Annotated in this window: 22 protein-coding genes and 1 tRNA gene; 14 read left to right on the top strand and 9 right to left on the bottom strand. The window is 64.7% G+C overall.

All coding sequences use genetic code 11. The features are described 5' to 3' along the window. The first annotated feature begins 77 nt into the window (after window positions 1-77). Both trxA and ACOGI5_RS05030 read left to right on the top strand, forming a co-directional pair. Window positions 78-401, top strand: coding sequence for a thioredoxin (gene trxA / locus ACOGI5_RS05035; protein WP_323671499.1), 324 nt, complete (start codon window positions 78-80; stop codon window positions 399-401). After that, window positions 398-1,363, top strand: coding sequence for a peptidoglycan-binding protein (locus ACOGI5_RS05030; protein WP_419865433.1), 966 nt, complete (start codon window positions 398-400; stop codon window positions 1,361-1,363). Before trxA ends, ACOGI5_RS05030 begins: the two co-directional genes overlap by 4 nt. 131 nt (window positions 1,364-1,494) lie before the next feature. Here ACOGI5_RS05030 and ACOGI5_RS05025 read toward each other — a convergent pair whose 3' ends face one another. Continuing rightward, a complete protein-coding gene (locus ACOGI5_RS05025) occupies window positions 1,495-2,397 on the bottom strand; it encodes a ParB/RepB/Spo0J family partition protein (RefSeq protein WP_419863364.1) in 903 nt (300 codons plus the stop codon). After that, entirely contained in the window at window positions 2,394-3,290 is an 897-nt protein-coding gene (locus ACOGI5_RS05020) for a ParA family protein (RefSeq protein WP_419863363.1), read from the bottom strand. Before ACOGI5_RS05020 ends, ACOGI5_RS05025 begins: the two co-directional genes overlap by 4 nt. Window positions 3,291-3,382: 92 nt before the next feature. Between ACOGI5_RS05020 and ACOGI5_RS05015 the strand changes: the two genes are divergently transcribed. Then, window positions 3,383-4,003, top strand: a complete 621-nt coding sequence (locus tag ACOGI5_RS05015; protein ID WP_419863362.1) for a 16S rRNA (guanine(527)-N(7))-methyltransferase RsmG — start codon at window positions 3,383-3,385, stop codon at window positions 4,001-4,003. Between the two features lie 13 nt (window positions 4,004-4,016). On the opposite strand, the gene ACOGI5_RS05010 is transcribed toward ACOGI5_RS05015, so the two are convergent. Continuing rightward, the gene (locus ACOGI5_RS05010; protein WP_419863361.1) at window positions 4,017-4,535 is read right to left on the bottom strand and encodes a protein jag; all 519 of its coding nucleotides are present in this window, start codon (window positions 4,533-4,535) and stop codon (window positions 4,017-4,019) included. Window positions 4,536-4,709: 174 nt separating this feature from the next. Further along, window positions 4,710-5,762 carry a Rieske 2Fe-2S domain-containing protein gene (locus ACOGI5_RS05005; protein WP_419863360.1) on the bottom strand — a complete coding sequence of 351 codons (1,053 nt, stop codon included), beginning with the start codon at window positions 5,760-5,762 and terminating at the stop codon, window positions 4,710-4,712. Window positions 5,763-5,927: 165 nt separating this feature from the next. On the opposite strand from ACOGI5_RS05005, the gene ACOGI5_RS05000 reads away from it, so the two are divergent. After that, complete coding sequence (locus ACOGI5_RS05000) at window positions 5,928-7,970, top strand: cytochrome P450 (protein ID WP_419863359.1); 2,043 nt, start codon at window positions 5,928-5,930, stop codon at window positions 7,968-7,970. An 11-nt stretch (window positions 7,971-7,981) separates the two neighbouring features. On the opposite strand, the gene ACOGI5_RS04995 is transcribed toward ACOGI5_RS05000, so the two are convergent. The 5 genes from ACOGI5_RS04995 to rpmH are packed head-to-tail and all read right to left on the bottom strand — an operon-like array spanning window position 7,982 to window position 10,327. Beyond that, entirely contained in the window at window positions 7,982-8,302 is a 321-nt protein-coding gene (locus ACOGI5_RS04995) for a Jag N-terminal domain-containing protein (RefSeq protein ID WP_419865432.1), read from the bottom strand. A 54-nt stretch (window positions 8,303-8,356) separates the two neighbouring features. After that, a complete protein-coding gene (locus tag ACOGI5_RS04990; RefSeq protein ID WP_419863358.1) occupies window positions 8,357-9,568 on the bottom strand; it encodes a YidC/Oxa1 family membrane protein insertase in 1,212 nt (403 codons plus the stop codon). After that, on the bottom strand, window positions 9,568-9,852 hold the full coding sequence (gene yidD, locus ACOGI5_RS04985; protein WP_419863357.1) for a membrane protein insertion efficiency factor YidD: 285 nt from the start codon (window positions 9,850-9,852) through the stop codon (window positions 9,568-9,570). Before yidD ends, ACOGI5_RS04990 begins: the two co-directional genes overlap by 1 nt. Continuing rightward, the gene (rnpA, locus tag ACOGI5_RS04980; protein WP_419865431.1) at window positions 9,849-10,193 is read right to left on the bottom strand and encodes a ribonuclease P protein component; all 345 of its coding nucleotides are present in this window, start codon (window positions 10,191-10,193) and stop codon (window positions 9,849-9,851) included. The genes yidD and rnpA overlap by 4 nt, the downstream gene beginning before the upstream one ends. Further along, entirely contained in the window at window positions 10,193-10,327 is a 135-nt protein-coding gene (gene rpmH, locus ACOGI5_RS04975) for a 50S ribosomal protein L34 (RefSeq protein ID WP_323673719.1), read from the bottom strand. The genes rnpA and rpmH overlap by 1 nt, the downstream gene beginning before the upstream one ends. Before the next feature lie 399 nt (window positions 10,328-10,726). On the opposite strand from rpmH, the gene dnaA reads away from it, so the two are divergent. The 10 genes from dnaA (at window position 10,727) to ACOGI5_RS04925 (ending at window position 22,483) form a co-directional block, all read left to right on the top strand. Beyond that, window positions 10,727-12,421, top strand: coding sequence for a chromosomal replication initiator protein DnaA (dnaA, locus tag ACOGI5_RS04970; protein WP_419863356.1), 1,695 nt, complete (start codon window positions 10,727-10,729; stop codon window positions 12,419-12,421). A 324-nt stretch (window positions 12,422-12,745) separates the two neighbouring features. After that, a complete protein-coding gene (dnaN, locus tag ACOGI5_RS04965; RefSeq protein WP_419863355.1) occupies window positions 12,746-13,855 on the top strand; it encodes a DNA polymerase III subunit beta in 1,110 nt (369 codons plus the stop codon). After that, complete coding sequence (gene recF / locus ACOGI5_RS04960; RefSeq protein ID WP_419863354.1) at window positions 13,852-14,934, top strand: DNA replication/repair protein RecF; 1,083 nt, start codon at window positions 13,852-13,854, stop codon at window positions 14,932-14,934. The genes dnaN and recF overlap by 4 nt, the downstream gene beginning before the upstream one ends. Continuing rightward, window positions 14,931-15,269, top strand: a complete 339-nt coding sequence (locus tag ACOGI5_RS04955; RefSeq protein WP_419863353.1) for a DciA family protein — start codon at window positions 14,931-14,933, stop codon at window positions 15,267-15,269. The genes recF and ACOGI5_RS04955 overlap by 4 nt, the downstream gene beginning before the upstream one ends. 123 nt (window positions 15,270-15,392) lie before the next feature. Further along, window positions 15,393-17,351, top strand: coding sequence for a DNA topoisomerase subunit B (locus ACOGI5_RS04950; RefSeq protein WP_419865430.1), 1,959 nt, complete (start codon window positions 15,393-15,395; stop codon window positions 17,349-17,351). Window positions 17,352-17,385: 34 nt separating this feature from the next. Next, complete coding sequence (gyrA, locus tag ACOGI5_RS04945; protein ID WP_419863352.1) at window positions 17,386-19,989, top strand: DNA gyrase subunit A; 2,604 nt, start codon at window positions 17,386-17,388, stop codon at window positions 19,987-19,989. Between the two features lie 102 nt (window positions 19,990-20,091). Beyond that, window positions 20,092-20,517, top strand: a complete 426-nt coding sequence (locus ACOGI5_RS04940; protein WP_419863351.1) for a hypothetical protein — start codon at window positions 20,092-20,094, stop codon at window positions 20,515-20,517. Window positions 20,518-20,534: 17 nt separating this feature from the next. Next, window positions 20,535-21,182, top strand: a complete 648-nt coding sequence (locus tag ACOGI5_RS04935; RefSeq protein ID WP_419863350.1) for a DUF3566 domain-containing protein — start codon at window positions 20,535-20,537, stop codon at window positions 21,180-21,182. 54 nt (window positions 21,183-21,236) lie between these two features. Continuing rightward, a tRNA-Ile gene (locus ACOGI5_RS04930) sits at window positions 21,237-21,310 on the top strand. 186 nt (window positions 21,311-21,496) lie between these two features. Beyond that, window positions 21,497-22,483: an NAD(P)-binding domain-containing protein gene (locus tag ACOGI5_RS04925; protein ID WP_419863349.1), complete on the top strand. Its 987-nt coding sequence runs from the start codon at window positions 21,497-21,499 to the stop codon at window positions 22,481-22,483.

Below are 22,483 nucleotides of genomic sequence, written 5' to 3'. Positions count from 1 at the left end.
GAAGCAACCGGCGTCCACCGCCGTCAGACGAGACCGCAGCGATAACCTCGCGGCAAACACGAGATGAGGAGCCAGCGATGGCCGAAGGTATTTCCACCTTGGACGACAGCACATTCGACGAGACCGTCGGAAGTGCTGACAGCCCCGTGCTGGTGGATTTCTGGGCCGAGTGGTGCGGGCCGTGCAAGATGATTGCCCCCATTCTCGAGGAGATCGCCTCGGAGCACGACAACATCCGCATCGCCAAGGTCAACGTCGACGAGAGTCCCGACTTGGCCATGCGCTACCAGGTGATGAGCATTCCGACGCTCATCATGTTCCGGGACGGCGAACCGGCCAAGCGGCTCGTCGGCGCCAAGCCGAAGAGCGCCCTGCTGGCCGAGATCGGCGAGTTCCTCTGATCCGACCATTCGGCGTCGGCGCGGCAGGTCCGCACGTTCGAGACCTCCAGCATCGGCTGACCGCGACTGGTCACTGGCACGGCCCGGTCACCGGCATCTTCGACTCGGTGACGGCTGAGTCTGTCAAGGCATTCCAAGCACAGCGGTCTATCGATGTCGACGGCATCTGCGGCCCTGAAACCTGGGGACTGCTGATCGAGGCGGGCCAGCGGCTGGGAGACCGTTTTCTGTACCTGCGCACTCCGCACCTGCGGGGCGATGACGTTGCCGAGGTACAACGAATGCTCAGCACGCTGGGTTTTTCTGTCGGACGTATCGATGGGATCTGGGGCCCACTGACCGCTGCAGCACTCGCCGATTTCCAGACGAATATGAGCTTGGGCGGTGACGGCGTCTGCGGTGGCCGAACACTGCAGACGCTGCAGCAGCTGGTGAGGCCACTCGGCGACGCATCGGTCGTCGCCCACATCACTGAACGGCAGCGCTTGGAGTCCGCCGGCGGCCAGCTGATCGGACGGCGCATCGCCGTGGGCGAAGCCGGCGGCCTCGAACCCGTCACGGCGTCAGTGCGACGCGAGATCGGGCGCAACGGAGCCGAAGTGCTGACCGTTCACCATCCTGATTGGTCAACACAAGCCGCACAGGTCAACCGATTCGGTGCCGCCGTCTACATCGGCTTCGAGGTCAAGCCGGCCGCGCCCTCAGTCAGCTATTTCCAGGGTCGCCACTTCGTGAGCCGCGCCGGTCAGAAACTTGCCACCGACATCGCGGATGGATTGGAACCAATATTCGGCCCCATTGCAACGAACGGCATGGGGCTCCCGATGCTGCGCGAGAGTGCCATGCCTGCCGTGCTGTGCAGGTTCGAGCGCATCGACGCACTGCTTGAACGAAACCGGGAAGTGGCCGACATCGTCGCTCAATCGACCCGCGATCTGCTCGCTGATCAGCCCGCCGCCTGACTCGACAGACAACGGCGCAATCTTCTCCCCATGTTGTCCACAGCTAGTGGACAACAAGTTCAGATTGAGGCTGCGAATCGTGGCACCAGTGCCGCTGTCATCCAAAGCTTGAGTTTGCTCGCAAACAACACTCAACCTTCAAGGGCTGCCCGAAGGTTGTCGGTCAACGCCTCATAGAGCCGGCCGAGATCTTCCATATCAGCGAATCTGATGACAATCTGGCCCCCCTGGCGGCCGAGTTGTACCTCGACGGCAGTCGAGAGAGCGGCGGCAAGGGCGGATTCGACCTCCAGCACCGCTGCCGGACGATCGTCAGCGGCTGGAGCCAGCGCAGCCGGCCCGTCGATCGGTTGATCCGGCTTCGACTCGCGTTCAGATGGCGCGCCGAGGGATCGAACCTCCTCCTCCACCGTGCGTACTGACCAGCCTTCATCCACGGCGCGCTCCGCGAGCAGTTCGAGCTCGACGGGGTCATCGCAACCGAGCAGCGCTCGAGCGTGTCCGGCAGTGAGTTCTCCGTCCAGCAGGTAGCGCTGCACACTCACCGGCAACGACAAGAGCCTGAGCGAGTTGGTGACCGCCGCCCGGCTGCGACCCATGCGACGTCCGAGCTCATCGTGGGTGACACCAAAATCATCAATGAGCTGCCGGTACGCGGCCGCCTCTTCCAGAGGATTGAGATCCGCTCGGTGAACGTTCTCGATCAGAGCGTGGGTCAGACTGGATTCGTCGTCCGCGGCGCGCACGACGACCGGAATGGTGTCCAGGCCGATGCTGCGCGCCGCTCGCCAGCGCCGCTCGCCCGCGATGATCTCGAAGCGGCCGATGATGCCCGTCTCACGCACGACGATCGGCTGCAAGACCCCGATCTGGCGAATCGAATCTGCCAAGGTGTCCAGTGCTGCAGTGTCGAAGTGCTGCCGGGGTTGGAGCGGATTGACTTCGACTGCCGAGACGGGCACCTCGCGATAGGCCGATTGACCGGTGGGGATCAGCGCGCCCAGCCCTCGCCCGAGTCCTCGTTGGGCATTCATGTAGGAGCTCCTTCACGACTGATCGGCGAGACGCCAGCCGGAGATGCCTGCGGCTGCTCCCAGTCCTCATTCGAAACGGGCTGATGAGCCACTCGGGCGCCGGCTGCCTCCATCTGCCCGCCGCGCTCATGAATCTCCCGGGCGAGCTCTCGGTAGGCCACGGCGCCGCGGCTGTTAGGCGCGTACACCGTCACCGGTTGCCCGACGCTCGGCGCCTCGGACAACCGCACCGTCCGCGGGATCACCACCCGGCACACCCGATCACCGAAGTGCCGTCGCACATCGGAGACCACTTCCGCCGCGAGCCGAGTCCTGGCGTCGTACATCACCATGACGATGGCACTGATGACGAGGGCGGGATTCAGGCCCTGACGCACCATCTCCACGTTGTGCAGCAGCTGGCCCAATCCCTCGAGCGCGTAGTACTCGCACTGGACGGGCACCAGGATCTCGACCGCCGCGCTCAACGCGTTGACGGTCAGGAGTCCGAGCGACGGCGGACAGTCAACGAAGATGTAGTCGTAATCGTCAAGGATCGGGGCGAGAGCGTGCCGGAGTTTCAGCTCGCGACTGAATGCCGACACGAGTTCTATCTCCGCGCCAGACATCTCTAACCGTGCTGGTGCCACGTCAAAGTGCGCTATGCCGGTCGGCTGGATGCAGTCGACGATCTCTGCCGAGCCAAGCAGCACCTGGTACATCGAAGTGTCCACAGCGCGCGGATCGATGCCGGCTCCAGTAGCGGCGTTGCCCTGCGGATCCATGTCGACGAGCAGCGTCTTCTGGCCCCCCTCGGCGAGTGCCGCACACAGATTGACGGCCGTCGTCGTCTTGCCGACGCCGCCCTTCTGGTTCGTCACCGCAATGATCCGACCCATGTACTTTCCGTTCATCGACGCCCGAGGATCAGCGTAGGCCAGCCGTGAACCCACTGCGGGGGCGGCAGTGTTCCACGTGAAACATGTGAGATACGGTTCCCCGCATCATGGCCGTGGCAGAAGAACGCCTCGTTGCCGTGCTCAGACACGGCCAACAACAAGGATTTCTCGGCCCGGGTGACCTCCTGGCCCATGTGGTGCACGCACGAGCCCACCACGCGGCCGCTCAACCGAAGCCCGGTCAACGCTGGTGCGATCTCGGGAGCGGTGGGGGAGTGCCCGGACTCGTGATGGCCCTGGAGCTGCCCAACATCGAGTTGGTGCTGCTGGATCGATCACAGCGGCGGGCCGACTTTCTCAAGACTGCTGTTCAGGACCTCCAGCTCGCTGGGCGAGTCTCGATCGCCCTCGGCGATGCCGCCGAACTCGCTCACCTGCCCCAGCATCGCTCTGTCTATGACGGCGTCGTCAGCCGGGCGTTCGGTCCCCCAGCAGCGGTCGCAGAGTGCAGTGCCGGCCTGTTGCGCGCGGGCGGCAGGCTCGTGGTCAGCGAGCCGCCGAACGGCGGTGAGACGCGCTGGCCGAGTGATGCTCTCGCTCAGCTCGGGATGCGGTTCGTGCGGAGAACCGCAGACATACCGACGTTTGCGGAACTGGAGTGCCTGGCGGCGGCCGATCCGGCATACCCCCGGACCTGGAAACAGATCCGGAAGCGACCGCTCTTCTGATCAGCCGGAGAGACTACGCCTCGTCGCTCTGGCTGGGAGCGTCGGTCGAGCCGGACGGCACCAGCACAACGCGCCGGCGAGGCTCATCGCCCACCGAGATCGTGTCGACGCCGACGATCTCGTTGACGGTGTCATGCACAACCTTGCGATCGGCCGCGTTCATCGGCTCGAGCCCACGTTCCGTTCCGCGTTCCACGACGGCATCGGCGAGCTCACGGACGTACGCCTCGAGTGCTTCGCGACGCCGCTGCCGGTAGCCGCCCACATCCACTCTCACTCGCGCACGACGCACACCCGGCAGCCTGCGCTGCAGCATGGTTTTTGCGACCTCCTGGAGCGCAACCACGTGACGGCCGCGCGGTCCGATCAACAGTCCCAGCGCTTCGTTCTCACCCTCGAGATTGATCTCGAAGCTGTCGTCGTCTGCTGTGACCGGCACCGCTGTGGCCTCGATACCGAACGCTTGTACCAGACCGTCCAAGAACTCCTGCACCAGGACTTGCTGTTCGGCTGTCGTTGTCTCACCTGTCATCTTCATCACCTCTGATCGGGCACGCATGCGTAGGGGCCCGCCGCACATCGGGCGGTATGAGTCCACGGGCGCTGCTATTGGATTGCTCGCGCGATGTGGGCCGTGCTCAGCCTAGGGGTCTGCCGACGCGGAACCCCTGAGATTCGCGACGCACCTTGCTGCCGACCGAGGAGTTCAGAGTCGGGACGGCTCGCACTCGCGCTCGCCGGGATAGAACTGTGCACAGTACGCCCGGTACTTCATGATCTCGCCATCGGTGCTCACCAGCCGGGGGCGTGGTACGTAGTGCTTGCGACTCCAGATCACCACATCCTGCTTGACCTCGCCGATCTGCAGATCCGCTATGAACTTGTTGATGATCGGCGCCCGCATCCGCGTGGGCAAGAAGCTGAGTCCGGCGATCGAACGCTTGGGTTTGTGCAGCGGGCGCATCCTCGACACGATGGACATATCGATCAGCGTGCCGTCAACAGGCGTCGCCAACACCCAGAGACGGGCATCGAGGCCGATGGAGTGCTCCTGGAACTGCACGAACGAGTAGCCAAGCCCGACCACCTGTGCGATGGCTGACACGTCCATGGTCAACCGGGCGAGCTTGGCAATCTTCCGGGTCGTCGAGAAACTGAACCGGCTCTCGAGTCGGGGCCCGTCGACCAGCACCGGCGCGTCGTTGGTGACGTTGTGGTACCCGTGGATGCAGCTCAAGTGAGCAATGTCCACCGAATTCTCGCTGGTCTCCTGGGGATGGCCAGCGAAACGAATCGTCCGAATCTGCAGATCGGTCCAATCGTCGTCGGTTTCAGGAACATCGGGCAATTGCCACTGCGAGGATCGTCCTCCGAGGCCCCGCCAGCCGAAGATCAGGCCTTCGATCTCACAGGCTTCGAAGAGGTCCAGCTTGGCGGAACGGGCGGGCGCGCCAGATGGCGTGGCCACGCACTGCCCGCTGGCCTCAAACTCAAACCCGTGAAAGGGGCAGATGAGTCTCCCGCCGACGACTTTCGCACCGGCATCAGGTCCCAGATCGGAGCCCAAGTGGGGACATACCGATGTCGCGATGCAGATCTGACCGGCCGGATCAGACCAGACGATGATCTCGGTGCCCATCCACGTCCGCTGAATCAATCCCGCCTTCTGCACGGCGTCGCGCGTCGCGATGAAGAACCAGCCTTCCGGAAATGGTGGGAGCGAACTAACGTTTGCTTCCTGCTGGGGTCTGGCGGTCATCGAGACACGCTCTCTATCCGAAGCGATGCCGGCAGGCTAGACCGGATGATCGACGCCTTCGAGAAGCGCCGGTGCTGCACCCCGTACCAATAACTATCCGTACACTTGAGATGATCTTCCCGAACGCTGGGCTGACCACGGTGCCCGCGTGACCAGGAGCGTCACTTGACTATCTCATCGACAGCATCGACGAAGGTCACCGCTACGCAGCCGCTCGACCTGACCGAGGAGCTCATCCTGGTGCTGCTCAGCGAAGAGAGCGGGTACTTCCACCAGGTTCCCGGTTGGCACCTGAATTGCGCCATGGCCGGCGCCGCGCTGGCCGAGCTCTCGCTGCAGGCGCGAATCGACACCGACATGGAATCGCTGATCCTGCTGGACTCCACGCCGACCGGCAAGCCGATCCTGGACCTCGCACTCCAGCAGATCGCGAGCGAGCCCAATCAGCACGGTGCCCAGTACTGGGTGGAGCGCCTCGCGCCTCGCGCCGAGATGATGATCGACTTGGCCTTGGAACAACTGGTCAGACTTGGGATCCTCGAGCATCACGAAGGCGACTTCTGGAGCTTGACCGCAGCGGCCCGGCACAGCGATTTCTTCGCCAGCGATGACGACGACACGGCTGCCCAGTTCATCAAGACGCGCATAGGCAGATCGATCTTGCTGGGCGAGATTCCCAGCCCGAGAGATGTCATCATCATCGGCCTCGCCCACACCTGCGATGTTCTGCGCTTCATCTTTGAGCTCGACGACGAAGCGGAGGAGCGAGTCCAGCTCATCTGCCAGATGGATCTGATCGGCAGGGCCATCGCAGATGCCGTTGCGCACAACCTGGTGGCATCGCTGCTCAGAAGCTCCGCCCTGACGAAGTCGATACCCAAGCTGCCGCTGAACAAGCTGCTGCTCAATCGCCACTTCCTTCGCGGGAACATCCCTGCCGTCTATGCGCAATTGACTGAAGAGTTCGGTCCTGTCTTCAGGCTCAAACCCCTGTTTTCCAAGCGAGAAATCACCTTCTTGGCAGGCCCTCGCGTCAATCGTTGGGTTCACCGTCAGGGCCGCATGCATCTCAGGTCGAGCGACTATCTGCGAGGTCTCGAAACTGCGTATCACGCTTCTGGGCTGCTGCCTGCGCTGGACGGTGCAGATCACTTCCGCATGCGTAAATCGCTGCGCGCGGGTTACGGCCGAGCAAGATTCGAGCAGCAGCTCGAGACGGTGTATCAGCATGCGCGAACGTATATGAGCAATTGGACAGTCGGCGACACCTTGGGCGCTGTGTCCATGTGCCGTGGCTTCGCTGGCGCTCAGGTCACGCCCTTCCTCGCCAGCATTGAAGCCGATGACGTCATCGACGATCTGATCGCATATAAATCCCGCGTGCTCATGACCCAAGTCGTCAATGTCTTGCCGAACTTCATGCTCTATACGCCGCGTATGAAACGAAAGAAGCGGGTCGTCGACGTTCTATATGATCGCGTCCTGGAGTCGCATACGGCGGCGCAGAGGGTTGGCTGTCCACGCGATCTTGCCGATGACGTTCTCAGCTTGCACAGCAGCGATCCAATTTTCGTGCCTGAGTCAAATCTCAGCTTTACCTTCTCGGCACCGGTACTGGCGGGTATGTATGCAGGAGATGAGCTCAGCTTTATCTTGCATGCGATGGTGTCTCAACCGGATCTGTATGAACGCATTCAGGCGGAAGCGGATGCCTTGTTTGGCAACGGAGATCCGTTGGCAGAAGACTTGAACTCCCCCGCTATTGACGTCACTCGACGTTTCATCATGGAGTGCTTGCGGCTGTGGCCAACGGTGCCGATGTCGATCCGCACGGTGATGAACGCATGCGTCGTCGAAGACTACGAATTGCCGGTCGGCTCCAAGGTGTTCATCGCCACGACTGCACCGCACTACATGAACGATGTCTTTCCGGATCCGTTCACTTTCGACATTGATCGCTATCTGCCCTCACGCGGTGAACACCGAACACCGGGCTACGCGCCTTTCGGCCTCGGCACGCATAGCTGTCTTGGTTCGCACATGGTGGAGCTCCAGATGCTGTTGAGCCTGTTGATGCTCGCGCACTACTTCACGTTTGAGATATCCCCATCGAACTACAAGCTGAAGATCAGCCCATTTCCTTCGATGTCGCCCAACAAGCGGTTGAAGCTCAAGATCGCAAAGCAGCGGCACCCGTTGACCGGCTGAACAGCTCTAGATCATCGGCGGCCGGAACGGGAACGGCGGCGCGAGGACTTCCCGCCTCCGCGCTGACCTTGTCCGGAATCCTGCCGTCGGTGTGCGTTGCGATTGCCGCCGGTTGAGCGGCGGCGGGATCTGCGGCGGTCGCGGCGCTGGTCGCCCACTCGCGGCGGCGGTCCAGTCGGCCGTACTCGCATGCGAACGCGAGCAGGTCGGCGTCGAAACCCCCAGTGCGAGCGGCCCGGCTCAGCCAGGATCTCGATATCCGCATCCTCAACAGCGACCGAGAGCGCATCGAGGCCGCGATCACGCGCCTCCGCAACGGTGTGGCCGGTCATCACGATCCACTCCACGACGCAGCGCCTAACTCTCCGCAGCAGTTGTCGGTGCGTTCATCGCTTGCGGCGATTGCGGGTCCTGCCGTCTCCTGAGGTACGGCGACTCTGGATGGGCTTCGATTCCGGCTCTGGTTCGGCACGCCCGCGCCGCCGGCCGCGCTCGCGGGTCTGATGCCGGTCTTGATCCTGATTTGAGGAGCCAGCGCTTCGACGTGCTCGCTTGCGCGCATCGACAACTCGTTCTTCCGATGAGCGAGTCCGGCGAATCGTGGGAGATGCAGAAGGTTCCGGCTGCGCAGGCGTTGGTGCGCCGTCGCCCGACGAGTTCTGTGAGCTCTCGCGTCGCTCTGCGCGGCGACGCTCACGCTCCGCTCGGCGCTCCGCCTCGGCATCAAGGGCCTTGCGCGAGCGCTGATTCGGCACTTGACGCGGCGGCTCTGGCTCCGGGACTGTCTCGGCCTCGATGACGTCGTCATCTGAATCGGCACCCACGAGCGGCGCGGGCGGCTTCATCCTGGCGTGTATGAACGCCTGCTGCAGCATCCGGTAAATGCTGGACACGATGAAGTAGGGCACCAGCGCTGCCGGCACGAAGAAGCTGAAGACCGGCAGCATGAACGGCAGGTACTTCATCATGATTTCCATCTGGCGGTTCGGCATGGCCGCGTTGCCACGTCGCGCCGCCATCTGGCGCTGCTGGAGCCAAGCCAGCAGGAACGTCACCGCGATGAGTCCCAGGTACGGCAACCCTTCGACGAAGTCTGCCTGGACCACATCTTTTGCCGTCTCCGACAAGTCCATTCCCAAGGACCGCATCTCGCCGCCAGCAGCGACGATGTCCTCGTACATCTGCGAATCAGGACTCAGATTGCGGGGAAAACGCTCGCCCTCCGGCAGTGCGAGGTTGTCATCGGGTATGCGCAGGTTCCAGATGACGCGGTACAGCACGATGAAGATCGGGATCTGCACCAGGTTCGGCAAGCAGCCGCCCAAGGGGCTCACCCCATGGGACTGGTACAGCTTCATCATTTCTTCGTTGAGCTTCTGGCGATCGCCGGCGAACCTCTTGCGCAGCTGAGCCATTTCCGGCTGCAGCGCCTGCATCTTCGTCATCGAGCGGGCACCCCGCAGGGTGAGCGGGGTGAACAGCAGCATGATCGCCAGCGTGAGCATCGCGATGGCAAACGTGTAGTCGTTGACCAGCGAATAGAACCACGCCATGACGCCGGCAATGCCGTCGAATATCGGGTCAGCCCAGTCGAACATCAGTGCTCCAAGAGTCCCGTCGTCGCGACCGCACGGTGATCTCGACGAGGTTGATCGTCCGCCTCCGGCACCGGGTCGTAGCCCCAGCCGCCCCAGGGGTGGCAACGGCAGATGCGCCGGAATGCCAGCCAGCCGCCGCGTGCCGCACCCCATGTGCGCAGGGCGTCGAGCGCGTACTGCGAGCACGTCGGATCGAAGCGGCACGACGGCAGTCGTGAGCGGGGGAGTGTTCGATACAGCTTGACCGCGGCGATCAGCACCCGAGCGAGCGGCCCCGATGTCACGGTCGGCTGCTGCCCGAGTCGCTCAGGGCTCCGGCGGCTGACAGCAATCGCGTCAATTCGGCTCGAGTCCGCCGGTAGGTCAGCATCGATGCTGCCACGCGCACGCCGACGAGATAGCGGCCGGGCGCCAGATCGGTTGCGAATTCGCGAAACAGTGCTCTCAGCCGGCGGCGAAGTCGATTGCGCACCACTGCAGTACCCCGGTGTCGGCTGAGCGCAAACGCCACGCGCGGCCCGCTCAGACTGCGGTCGGCCGAGAAGGTCAACCACAGCAGCTCGCTGTCGAATCGACGACCGCGGCGCAGTGCTGCGAAGTCGGCCCTGCTGCGGCACGAATCGATCAGGCGCTCAGCCGTTGCCGGCCCTTGCGTCGGCGAGCGTTCACGATCGCCCGGCCCGCACGAGTGGACATGCGATGGCGGAAGCCGTGGCGGCGGGCCCGTCTGCGGTTATGGGGTTGGTACGTGCGCTTCACGCTGCAGCCTCCTGGAAGTTCAGGCCGCGGGCAGGTCCGCGAAATGCGGTGCGGCGGCCGGAGCGTGCCCGGGTGTCGACCCGAGAGCACTGACAGCCTACGGGTGCCGGTCCCCTTCGATGCGCGGTGAGGCACGCCTTCCGCGCGTCGGTGTCGGCCCGAGCGCGCGCGACGACGGCCGGCGCTCGCGCACCGAGCCGTCTCCGGCGTGCCGGACACCGGCGACAGCGCTCGTCACCAGAGCAGCAAACTTCGATGTCATCCCCTTGTTATGCGGGTGTTAGGGACCTGTCGCTGAACTGCCAAGCCCCCGTCAAGTCGCACAGGGTGCAGACGCCCAAAGACGCGCTTGCAGCAGTACCGACGCGGCCATAGGTTCCGACCACCGGATGCCGCTTGGTGCCCCGCAGGCGAACAACAGGTTCCCCGGGTGCACGACGGACAGAGGCGAACGAGGTTGTCGTGGTGAGTACTCCGCAGGCAGGTGCCACAGCGCATGAACCTGAGGATCAGCACCACATCTCGCACTCGGAGGATTCCCTGACGGCTGCTCATGTGGCTTCGGATACATCTCCGGCTGCTCATATGACTTCCGGTACCGCACCAGCAGCGCCCGAGACCACCCGCGCGAATACCGACGAGCTGTGGTCGCAGTGCCGTGACATTCTGCGAGCGACCGTGTCCGACGCGCTCTGGCTGGGCTACTTCCGCCACTTGCAGGCACTGCATATCGACACGGAACTGGCCGTGCTGATCGCGCCGAGCAACATGATCCGAGATCGCATCCAGCGGCGGTACATCCCCATGCTTCACGCCGCCTTCGAGCAACTGCCCGTACGCCCCCAGACCTATGAGATCGAGACCCGTCCCGAGCTCGGCGATCTGGACAGCGCCAACGGCACCGATGCAGACCCGCACGACGTGGACGCGACGCCCGAAGGTGATGCTGCGAGCCCGGGCGACGACGAGACCTGGCACCCTGCGACCGGTTCCGCCCGCCCGCCGGCAGAAATCGAGAGCGCCGTCACCGAGACGCCGGCGTCAGATACCAGCGCAACGCCTCGCAGAGTGCCGGGCGTTGACATCACCAATCCCCGGTACACCTTCGAGAGTTTCGTCACTGGCAGCAGCAACCGGTTCGCGCAGGCGGCGGCACTTGCAGTTGCCGAGACCCCCGGCATCGCCTACAACCCCCTGTTCATTCACGGCGGCACCGGCCTCGGCAAGACCCACTTGCTGCAGGCCATTGTGAACTTCCTCGGCACCACCCTGCCGGGGCATCGTGTCCGATACGTCTCTACGGAGACCTTTCTCTCAGAGTTCATCGAAGCCATCCGCACGAACACGACGCCGGCGTTCAAGAGGCGCTACCGCGAACTCGATGTGCTGCTGCTCGATGACATTCAGTTCATGGAGGGCAAGGAAGGCCTGCAGGAGGAACTGTTCCACACGTTCAACTCGTTGCATGTCGCCGGTCGCCAGATCGTGATCTCTTCCGACCGCCCGCCTCGCAGTATCTCCACTCTGTCGGATCGCCTGCGCAGCCGATTCGAATGGGGCTTGATCACTGACATCCAGCCGCCCGATCTCGAAACCCGAGTGGCCATCTTGCGGAAGAAGACTGAGCACGGCCATGTGCCCGATGAAGTGCTCGAGCACATCGCACATCTCATCACGAACAACATCCGCGAACTCGAGGGCGCGCTGGTGCGCGTCACGGCGTACGCCAGCCTCACCAGGAATCCTGTCACGCTGGAGATGGCACAGCAGATCCTGAGCGATGTCCGTGAGCCGCAGGAGACGCCGATCACTACCGACCGGATTCTGAACATGACCGCAGACATGTTCGGCTACGACGTGAGTGAGCTCACCAGCCAGCGCCGTCAGCAAGGCCTGGTCAACGCTCGCCAGATCAGCATGTACGTCATGCGGGAACTCACCGACCTGAGTTACCCGGCGATTGCCAGTGTCTTCGGCGGGCGAGATCACACGACCGTCATGCATGCCGTCAAGAAAATCAACAGCCTGCTGCCTGCTGAACGCAAGGTGTACGACCAGGTCGCTCAACTGATAGCGCGCGTTCGGGCTGCTTGAGGCTGATCCGCCGGGTGCTGTCCGCTGCGGGGCCGGTGACTGGATCTAGGGTGTCTCCACACGCTGTGGACAATGAGTGGAAAAGTTCTCGACAAACCTCGGGAAAAGTCGTGCTTTTCCACGATCGCGCCGGCCGTGCAAGAAAAGGAAGGGTGCAACTGTGGACGCGCAGGCAAGACTGTTGACAGGCCACGTGGCGCTGATCTGCGACAACGGCTGGATATCCACAATTCACAGCCCCTACAACCACTACCGAATAAGTCTCAACCTTCTCATTGAGGATGATCTGTCTCATCGGTCTTGCACGGCCAAGGAGAACTGCCCGTGAAATTGCGCATTGAACGAGACGCACTGGTCGACCAGCTGACTTTGGCGAGTCGGGGGGTCAATGTGCGCGGCGGCGGCTTGTTCGTGCTGACTGGATTGCACCTGCGAGCCGACAGTGAGGGTCTGACGGTCACGGGCACCGACCTCGATCTCACTGTTCGTACGCAGCTGCGTACGGCAGTGGAGGCGGAGGGCGAAGCCGTGGTGCCGGCCCGGCTGCTGACCGACATCGCTCGAGCGTTGCCTCCGGGCGAAGTGGATGTTCAGGTTCACGATGACGAAGTCCAGATCACCAGCGCGAGAGCGCAGTTCTCCGTGCGGACGCTGCCGACTGCCGATTTCCCCACCCTTCCGCGACCGACGGGAGACGACGTCACGGTGCCCGCTGGCGACTTGGCACAGGCCTTCCGCCAAGTGGTCCGCGCAGCAAGTTCGGATGATGCCCGGCCGATCCTGACCGGTGTGCTCATGGCGGCTCGCGGCGACGGATTGCGGCTGGTGGCGACCGACTCGTACCGGCTCGCCCTGCGGGACCTGCCCGAGGCTCAGGTGCTCGACCCAGGACAGCAGGTACTGGTGCCGTCTCGGGCTCTGGAGGAACTGGGTCGCATCCTCGATTCCAGCAAAGACGTGACCATGCGGCTCGGAGAACGGGAGGTCTCCTTCGAAGTCAGTGACGATGCTCAATCGGCCCAGGTGACGTGCCGTCTCATCGCGGGTGACTTCCCCAGCTACGAGCCGTTGATTCCCGATTCTCACGACAACCGGCTGGAGGTAGACCGAGCTGCGTTGCTTGACGGAGCACGCCGGCTGCGCCTGCTGGCCCGTGACACCAATGCGCCGCTGCGAATGGAGCTGCGTCCTGACAGCATCGAACTGACGGTCATCAGTCAGGATGTCGGCAGCGCGAGCGAGGAAGTTGATGCCAGCTACGAGGGAGAGCCGACCACTGTTGCCTTCAATCCCGACTACCTCATCGAAGGGCTCGACGCGGCTGGCGGCGACACTGTCGAGCTGGTGCGTCTGGATGCCCTGAAGCCCGCTGTGCTGCGGACGCCCGGGCAGGGCGAATTCCTGTATCTGCTGATGCCCGTCCGGGTGTCGTGATCATTGCTTGGCTGAGCATCGAGAATTTCCGGAACCACCGGTCCACCAAGCTGCCGCTCGACGCAGAGCGGACGCTCGTAGTCGGGCCCAACGGACACGGCAAGACCAATCTGCTGGAAGCCATCGCACTGCTGGATGGCTCGGGTTCGTTCCGCGGGGCGAGTGCGGAGACGCTGGTGCGTTCCGGCTGCGATCAGGCCTTCGTGCGTGCTGAGATCCGGCGAGAGCGCCGGACGCGCCTGGTGGAGATGGAGATCGCAGCGGCCGGCAGATCGCGGGCGCAGGTGAACGGGCAGCGGGTCCGGTCATTGCGCGACCTCGCCGATGTGGTCAGCACAGTGGTGTTCTGCCCGGCCGACCTGTCGATCGCTGCGGGCGGACCTTCAGTGCGGCGTGAGCTGCTCGACAATGTTCTGACCAGTACTGACCGTGAATACCGGGCAAAGCGGCTCGATTTCGAGCGGGTGCTGCGGCAGCGCAACAACCTCCTGAAGCAGACCGGTCATCGCGCCGACGACGAGGCCCTCGCAACGCTTGATGTCTGGGATGCGCAGCTCGCGGACGTCGGCGAGGCCATCGCGCAACGGCGCGACGCGCTGTGCACAGCGTTGGCATCTCCGGCCCAGGACGCGTACTGCCAGCTCGCCGGATGCGATGCGAGTCTGAGACTGTCCTACGCGGCTGAGTGGCGCGACAGCGGCCTCGCGACCTCACTGGCGCAGGCCCGCCCGGACGACTTGCGGCGCGGCACCACCACCGTGGGCCCGCACCGCGACGACATGACGATCTGCCTGGACGGCCTGCCGGCACGCACTCACGCCTCGCAAGGGGAGCAGCGCAGCATTGCCTTGGCGCTGCGGTTGGCCCAGCACCGGTATGCAGCGCAGACCAGCGGGATCGAGCCGGTTGTGCTGTTGGATGACGTGTTCTCCGAACTTGACGAAGGCCGGGCCCGACGTCTCGTCGCTTGCCTGCCTGCCGCGCAGACTGTGGTCACCTCGGCCACTGGTCACGTTCCTTCCGGAATCGAAGCCCACAGCCATGTCCAGATCCGCGACGGCGAGGTGATCTCAGGATGAAGAAACGCCGTCGCGCAACAGGCGGCCGTGAGCCGCGGTCGATCGGCGATTCGCTCAAGGCGGTTACTGCCGGTTTCGGTTCGCGGGGCCGCGCGATCGACCTCAACGAGCGCTGGACCGAGGCCGTCGGCGAGGCCATCGCGGTGCACGCGCAGCCCGAACGGCTCGAAGCTGGCCGGTTGACGGTCGTTGTCGACGATCCCGCCTGGGCGACCGAATTGCGCTACCACTCGAACCGGATTCTGGCCGCGCTGAACGCCGAATCGGGAGCGGTTGCGATCTCTGAGCTGCACCTCCGTGTCCATCCTGGAGCTGGACACAAAAAACGTCTCTGACCTGCGGGTTTACTGGTACTGAATCGGGTGCTCCTTCACCGAGAATCGCCCCCCGTCCGGTAGACTGGCCGCACTGTGACCGACACGACCCTGGCACCCGCGTCGGCACGCACCGGCGACGGCATGGTGGGTGCAGGCGGCGCTGACGACATCGTTGCCGGCGACTACAACGCCGATGCGATCACGGTGCTCGAGGGTCTCGAGCCGGTCCGTGAACGTCCTGGGATGTTCATCGGCTCGACCGGCCCCGGAGGTCTTCACCATCTCGTCTACGAGGTGGTGGACAACGCCGTCGACGAGGCAATGGCAGGGCACTGCAGCTCCATCGAAGTCACCCTGCGAGCAGACGGCACGTGCAGCGTCACCGACAATGGTCGCGGCATCCCCGTCGAGGCTCATCCGCAGTATCCCGAGAAGTCGGCCGCCGAGGTGGTCCTGACGGTGCTGCACGCCGGCGGCAAGTTCGGCGGCACCGGGTACAAGGTGTCGGGCGGGCTGCACGGCGTCGGCGTGTCCGTGGTGAACGCCCTGTCCTCCGAACTGGAAGCCGTCATCGATCGGGATGGCCGGCGCTGGAAGCTGCAGTTCCGCGATGGAGGCGAGCCGGTCGGCGAGCTGACCGACATCGGTCCGTCGCCTGAGGGCAGCACCGGCACCACCATCACGTTCAAACCCGATTCGACGGTGTTCGATCACGTCGAATTCCGGGCCCAGACCCTGACCGAGCGGCTGCAGATGATGGCGTTTCTCAACGCCGGCCTCTGCATCGGCTTCACCGACGAGCGGCGACCCGAACCAGTCCGCCACGAGTATTGCTACCCAGGCGGCATCCGCGACTTCGTCCGCCATCTCAATGAGTCGTCCGAAGCGCTGTTCGACGAGGTTGGATTCCTCTCGGCAGCCGAAGACGGCGACGAGGTGGAGATCGCCTTCCAGTGGAACACCGGCTTCAACACCGATGGCATTCACAGCTTCGCCAACGGCATCAACACGGTCGAGGGCGGCATGCATGCCGAGGGTTTCCGCTCGGCGCTGACGTCCGCGATGAACAACTACGCCCGTGATCGCAAGATGCTGCGCCCCGACGACGACAACCTTCAGGGCGATGACATCCGCGAGGGCCTCACCGCGGTGGTGAGCGTTCGCTTGGAAGCACCGCAGTTCGAAGGTCAGACCAAGGCAAAGCTGGGCAACACCGCTATGCGCAGCCTCGTTCAGAAGGCCGCCTACAGCGGGCTCAGCGAATGGCTCGAAGAACATCCGACCGAGGCCAAGCTGGTGACCGGCAAGGCCATCGATGCTCGCCGGGCACGCATCGCCGCGCAGAAGGCGCGCAATACAGTGCGCAAGTCGGCCCTGGGGGGTGTCGGCCTGCCTGGCAAGCTCACCGACTGCTCCTCAGGCGACCCTGAAGAGGCCGAGTTGTACATCGTGGAGGGCGACTCGGCCGGGGGATCGGCCAAGGAAGCGCGCGACCCCGCGACTATGGCGATCTTGCCGATCCGGGGAAAGATCCTCAACGTTCAGCGAAGCCGTCCCGAGCGCATCTTTGACAACAACGAGATCAGCGCGCTGATCTCAGCGATCGGTGCCGGCGTCGATGGCGCGACCGGCGAGAACGGTTTCGACGACACCAAGATCCGCTACCACAAGGTGATCCTGCTGTGCGATGCCGATGTCGACGGCAGCCATATCCGGACGCTGCTGCTGACGTTCTTCTTTCATCGGATGCGCAAGCTGCTCTCGGGCGGCTATGTGTACATCGCCCAGCCGCCGCTGTACTCCACCAAGGTCGGCACCGAGACGGTGTATCTCAAGGACGACCGGGCCAAGGACGCCTTCCTGTCGGACCGGCCCAACCACCGCAACGAGTTCCAACGCCTCAAGGGTCTCGGCGAGATGGATGCCCAGGAGCTGTGGGACACCACCATGGACCCAGCCAGCCGGACCTTGCTGCGCGTCTCACTCGAAGAGGCCGTCACAGCTGACCGCATCTTCAGCGTCCTCATGGGCGACGACGTGGATGCCCGCCGGGGCTTCATCCAGGACAACGCCAGCGACGTTCGCTTCCTCGACGTCTGATCGTGGCAGGCAGACGGATCCGGCTGGAAGCGCCATGAGCGACGGCGAACCCGACACCAGCCCTGGCTCGCCTGACGAGAGCGGCGCCATCGGCAGCGACGGCTCGCTTGCAGCCGGCGGCATCGGCAGCGACGGCTCGCTTGCAGCCGGCGGCATCGGCATTGTGGACGTCGAGATCCAGACCGAGATGGAGCAGTCGTTCCTGGATTACGCCATGTCGGTCATCACCTCGCGGGCGCTGCCCGATGCGCGTGACGGCCTGAAGCCGGTGCACCGCCGGATCCTGTGGTCGATGTTCGACACCGGTCTGCGGCCGGACCGGCCCCACAAGAAATGCGCCACGGTGGTCGGCGATGTCATCGCCAACTACCACCCTCACGGCGACGGATCGATCTACGACGCGCTCGTGCGGATGGGTCAGTCGTTCAGCTTGGCCAACACCTTGATCGATCCGCATGGCAACTTCGGCTCGCCGTCGGACCCGCCTGCTGCCTACCGCTATACCGAGTGCCGCCTGACCGACCTGGCCATGACCATGGCCGAGAGCATCGATGAGCAGACGGTGGACTTCGCTGCGAACTTCGACGGCTCCCGCACCGAACCGATGGTGATGCCGTCGCGGTTCCCGAACCTGCTCGTCAATGGCAGCCAAGGCATCGCGGTGGGCATGGCCACCAACATCCCCACGCACAACCTCGGCGAGATCATCGACGCCACGATTCACCTCATCGGGAGTCCCGAGGCCTCCGTTGAGGAATTGATGGAGTTCGTGCACGGGCCCGACTTCCCGACTGGCGGGCGGATGCTCGGCCGAGCCGGCGCCCGTGAAGCCATGGCAACCGGACGCGGCTCAGTGAAGCTGCGGGCCCGAGCCGAGATCATCGAGAACGGCAAGCGGCCGAGCATCGTGGTCACCGAGATCCCGTACCAGACCTCCATCGAGAACATCGAGCGCAAGATCGCCGATGCGGTGAACCGCAAGGTCATCGAAGGCGTCACTGCGCTGCGCAACGAGTCCGCACGGGGTGAGATGCGGTTCGTCATCGAGCTGCGACCGTCGGCGCCGGCGAACGTGGTGCTGAACAACCTGTGGAAGCACACGCCGCTGCAGTCCAGCTTTGCCGTGAACATGGTGGCGCTGGTCGACGGGGTGCCCCGCACGCTCAATCTCAGGGAAGCCCTGGTCGCGTATGTCGACCACCAGATCGAGGTGGTGACGCGGCGCAGCCAGCACCGGCTGGACGAAGCCAGGGCGAGAGCACACATCGTGCAGGGCCTGCTGCGCGCGCTCGACCTGATCGACGAGATCATTGCCCTGATACGCGCCAGCGACGATCGGGCCGCGGCACTCGCGGCGCTCTGCGACGAGCCGATGTCGTTCAGCGCCGAGCAGGCCAATCACATCCTTGACATGCAGCTGAGCCGCCTGACCCGGCTGGGCCGCGCGCGGCTGAGCGCCGAGCTGGCCGAGTTGACCGAGACGATTGCTGGGCTGGAAGCGATCTTGGGCTCGGACGAGCGGCTGCGACAGGTGATCATCGACGAGCTGAGCGCGTTGCGCGACGAGCATCACACGCCTCGCCGCACCGAGATCGTCACCGATCCTGGCGAGATGGACGCAGAGGATCTCATCGAGGACGAGCCGTTGGTGGTGACGCTGACGCGTGAGGGATACGTGAAGGCGACGTCGCCGGACATGTTCCGCACCCAGGGACGGGGCGGCCGCGGGGTGCAGGGCGCCCGGCTGAAGGACGACGACGTCGTGGTCCGCGTCCTGCTGACCACAGCGCATGCCTGGCTGCTGTGTTTCACCAACCGTGGCCGGGTGCACCGGTTGAAGGCCTACGAGGTACCTCTCACCAACCGCACAGCCCGGGGCACGGCGCTGGTGAACCTGCTACAGCTCGCGGCTGACGAACGAGTCGAGGCTGTCGTGGAAGCGCGGGAATTCCCGTCGGATCGGTACCTGATGTTTGTGACTCGTCGCGGTCAAGCGAAGAAGACACCGTTGAGCGCGTACGAGAACATCCGCGCCAATGGCTTGATCGCACTGAGCCTGCGTGAAGGTGACGAGCTCGTGCGCGTGCTCGAGACATCCGGCAATGACGACGTGTTGGTGGTGTCGCGAGCGGGCCAAGCCATGCGGTTCGCTGAAGATGACGTCCGGTCGATGGGCCGCAACGCAGCCGGCGTGCGGGCCATGCGGTTGCGCGAGGGCGACGTGGTGGCTTCGGCCGACGTATTGGACCCCGAAGATGCCCGCGACCTCTTGGTGGTGACCAGCACCGGAGCCGCAAAGCGCACGGCGGCCAACGAGTTTCCACGCAAGGGTCGCGGCGGCCTCGGCGTGATTGCCGTCAAGTTGCCTGATGCCGAAGCCCACATAGTGGGGGGCCGTCTCGTCGACGCCGACGATGAGGTGCTGTTGGTGTCGTCCAGCGGCGTGTTGATCCGAACGCCGGTGAGTGAGATTTCCCAACAGGGTCGCCTCGCGACTGGCGTGCGAGCCATGGCGCTCGACGACGACGAGGCTGTCGTGGCCATCGCGCTGGTGGAGCTTCCGGACATTCCAGAGCGCGACAATTCCGGCAGCGAGCCCCGCGAAAACCCTGCGGGCGAGGTGAGCTCGACGGCATAGCTTCGGCCGATGCCCACGACGAGACAGAGCCCCGGCTTCCGAAGATGCCGAGGCTCTGTCGAGTTTCTGTGGGGCCGCTGGCAGGTGCCAGGGCGTCACGGCTTGCCACCCTACGTCGAGGATTCGAGTCCCTCCGGCTCCACGCGCTCACGGTATCACGGCGGGCAGGCGGCGCTGCCGGTGGCGTTGCTGGCGCTTGCACTGCTCGTCAGCATTGGCCTGGTGGCTCGCTGGGGTCAGGCCGCGCTGGCGAGCTCACGGGCCCAAGCCGCCGCGGATGCCGCAGCGCTGGCGACACTCGTTGCCGCCGATGGCGTCGCGATCGCACACGGCGCTCTCCCAGATGACGCAGTCGCGGCGGCCGTGGCCCTCGACGCCGGCGGGGAGTTGGCATCGTTCGAGCTGCGTGTCAGTGATGGCACGGTGCAGGTGGAGGTCATGGTGGAACTCGACGGCCAGCGGGCGTCCGCTGGCGCCGCGGCACCGTTGCCATTGACGGATCCGGCGACCGGGGGTGCCGCGGGCTGACTCCTACACTGCGAAGCGTGGCCGATGCGACATCGGGTGGGGAGCCGCCGTCGCCGGAGCCGGGCGGGCCGACTCCCACCGACGAACTCTTCGCCGAGGCGCTGGGGATTACCCCAGCGAGCAGCACCCGTCGTCGCCGTGGCCGCACGCCCGTTCCGCAGAACCCGGCGCCCGGCGCTCCCGTGCCGCCCCAGATCCCCCCGTCGCAAGGTCAGATGGTGCCGCCCCCCTCAACCTCCGCATCTTCCGAAGAGGCCCCGGCGGTGCGCTGGACATGGTTGAGCCAGCGTCGAGCCCGCGTCCGGCGAACCCACCGGATCCTGCGTCATATCGATCCGTGGTCGGTGTTCAAAGTGTCGGTGCTGCTGTACGCGTGCCTGTATGTCGCGGTGCTGGCGGCGGGCGTGCTGCTCTGGAATGCGGCGCAGCGCTCAGGTCTCGTCGACAAGGTGGAGTCGTTCATCACCGAAGTCGGCTCCTATGAGAGCTGGACCATCGACGGCATGGTGATCTTCCGGCGCGCCAGGATCATCGGGCTCATCGTGGCCACGGTTGGCGTGGCCTTCAACGTGGTCATGGCGATCATGTTCAACCTGATCAGCGATCTCACCGGCGGCGTTCGGGTCACCGTCCTCGAAGACGAACGCCGCCCCCCCGCCCGCTGACAGACACAGCGGCCGCAACTCTCGGCGCGGGAGCTGTAGTGTGTGCGGCTCCGCGGGGCTATAGCTCAGTCGGTTAGAGCGCACCCCTGATAAGGGTGAGGTCGTTGGTTCGATTCCATCTAGCCCCACACATGGACCAGCAGCCGGCACCGTGAGCTTTCTGCGTCGGGCGCTGCTCGCCGTCGTTGTGGGTGGATTAGTCACGGTCGTTCTGCGGCTGCGTTCGTCGCAGGACATTCCTCGCCGTGAAGGCAGCTGGCGGGAGCTGGCCGGGCCCGACCTGCGGTGATCGCTGAACGCATGAGCCCAATTTCATGAGCACAGTCGCGGTCATCGGCGCAGGCGCGGTAGGGCAGCGAATCGCTCGCCAGCTGGCTTCACGGCCCGACGTTGATCGTCTCGTGCTGGGATCGCGCCACACTGCTCGACTGCGCGGCCTCGCTGCACAGCTGCTCGACGTGGATGTGGAGGTGCTGGAACCCGGTGCATTGCCCGAAGCTGACGTAGTCGTGCTCAGCTTGCCGAGCGGCGGCCACGCCGCGCTGGCCAACAAGGCTCTCGAACGTCATGCGCACGTGGTGTCACTGTCGGGTGCTGTGGCCGACGTTGAGCAGTTGCTGGATATGAACAAGCGAGCCATGAACGCCAAACGGTCCGTCGTGGTGGGTGCGGGCTTCTCGCCGGGGTACAGCTGCCTGCTCGCCCGCCACGGCGCGGCCAGATTCGAGCTGGTCACCGAGGTGCACATCGCCCGGGTCGGCACCGGAGGCCCGGCATGCCAGCGGCAGCTGCACCGTGCCAGGACTGGAACATCGGTGGACTGGCGCGACGGGCAGTGGCGTCGCCGTCGCGGCGGATCGGGCCGGGAGCTTGTGTGGTTCCCGGATCCGCTCGGCGCCCACGATTGCTACCGGGCGGCGTTGGCGGACGCGCTGTTGCTGGTGCCGGCGTTCGGTGATGTCGAGCGGGTAACCGCCCGGGTGGCGGGCACGCGACGCGATCGCCTCACGGCCATGCTGCCGATGTTGCGGCCGCCCCATCCCGAAGGCGGGCCGGGGGGCGTACGGGTGGAGCTGCGCGGCGTACGAGACGGCCGCCACTGCACCGACGTGCTCGGCGTCATCGATCATCCGAGCGCTGCTGCTGCTGCGGTGGCGGCCACCGCTGCGGGCTGGGCACTGGCCGACGAACTGCCGACGGGGGCGTGGGGGCTCGGCATGCTTGACGATCCATTGCCGTGGCTCACTGAGCTAGCCGAGCGGGGCGTCCGCGCCGCCGCCTACGAGGGAGCGCGCCTGTAG

Source organism: Candidatus Poriferisodalis sp., from assembly GCF_965208925.1.
Classification (GTDB): Bacteria; Actinomycetota; Acidimicrobiia; order Acidimicrobiales; family Poriferisodalaceae; genus Poriferisodalis.
Note: the sequence above shows the minus strand (reverse complement) of the source record. Positions and strands in the feature narration are given on the sequence as shown.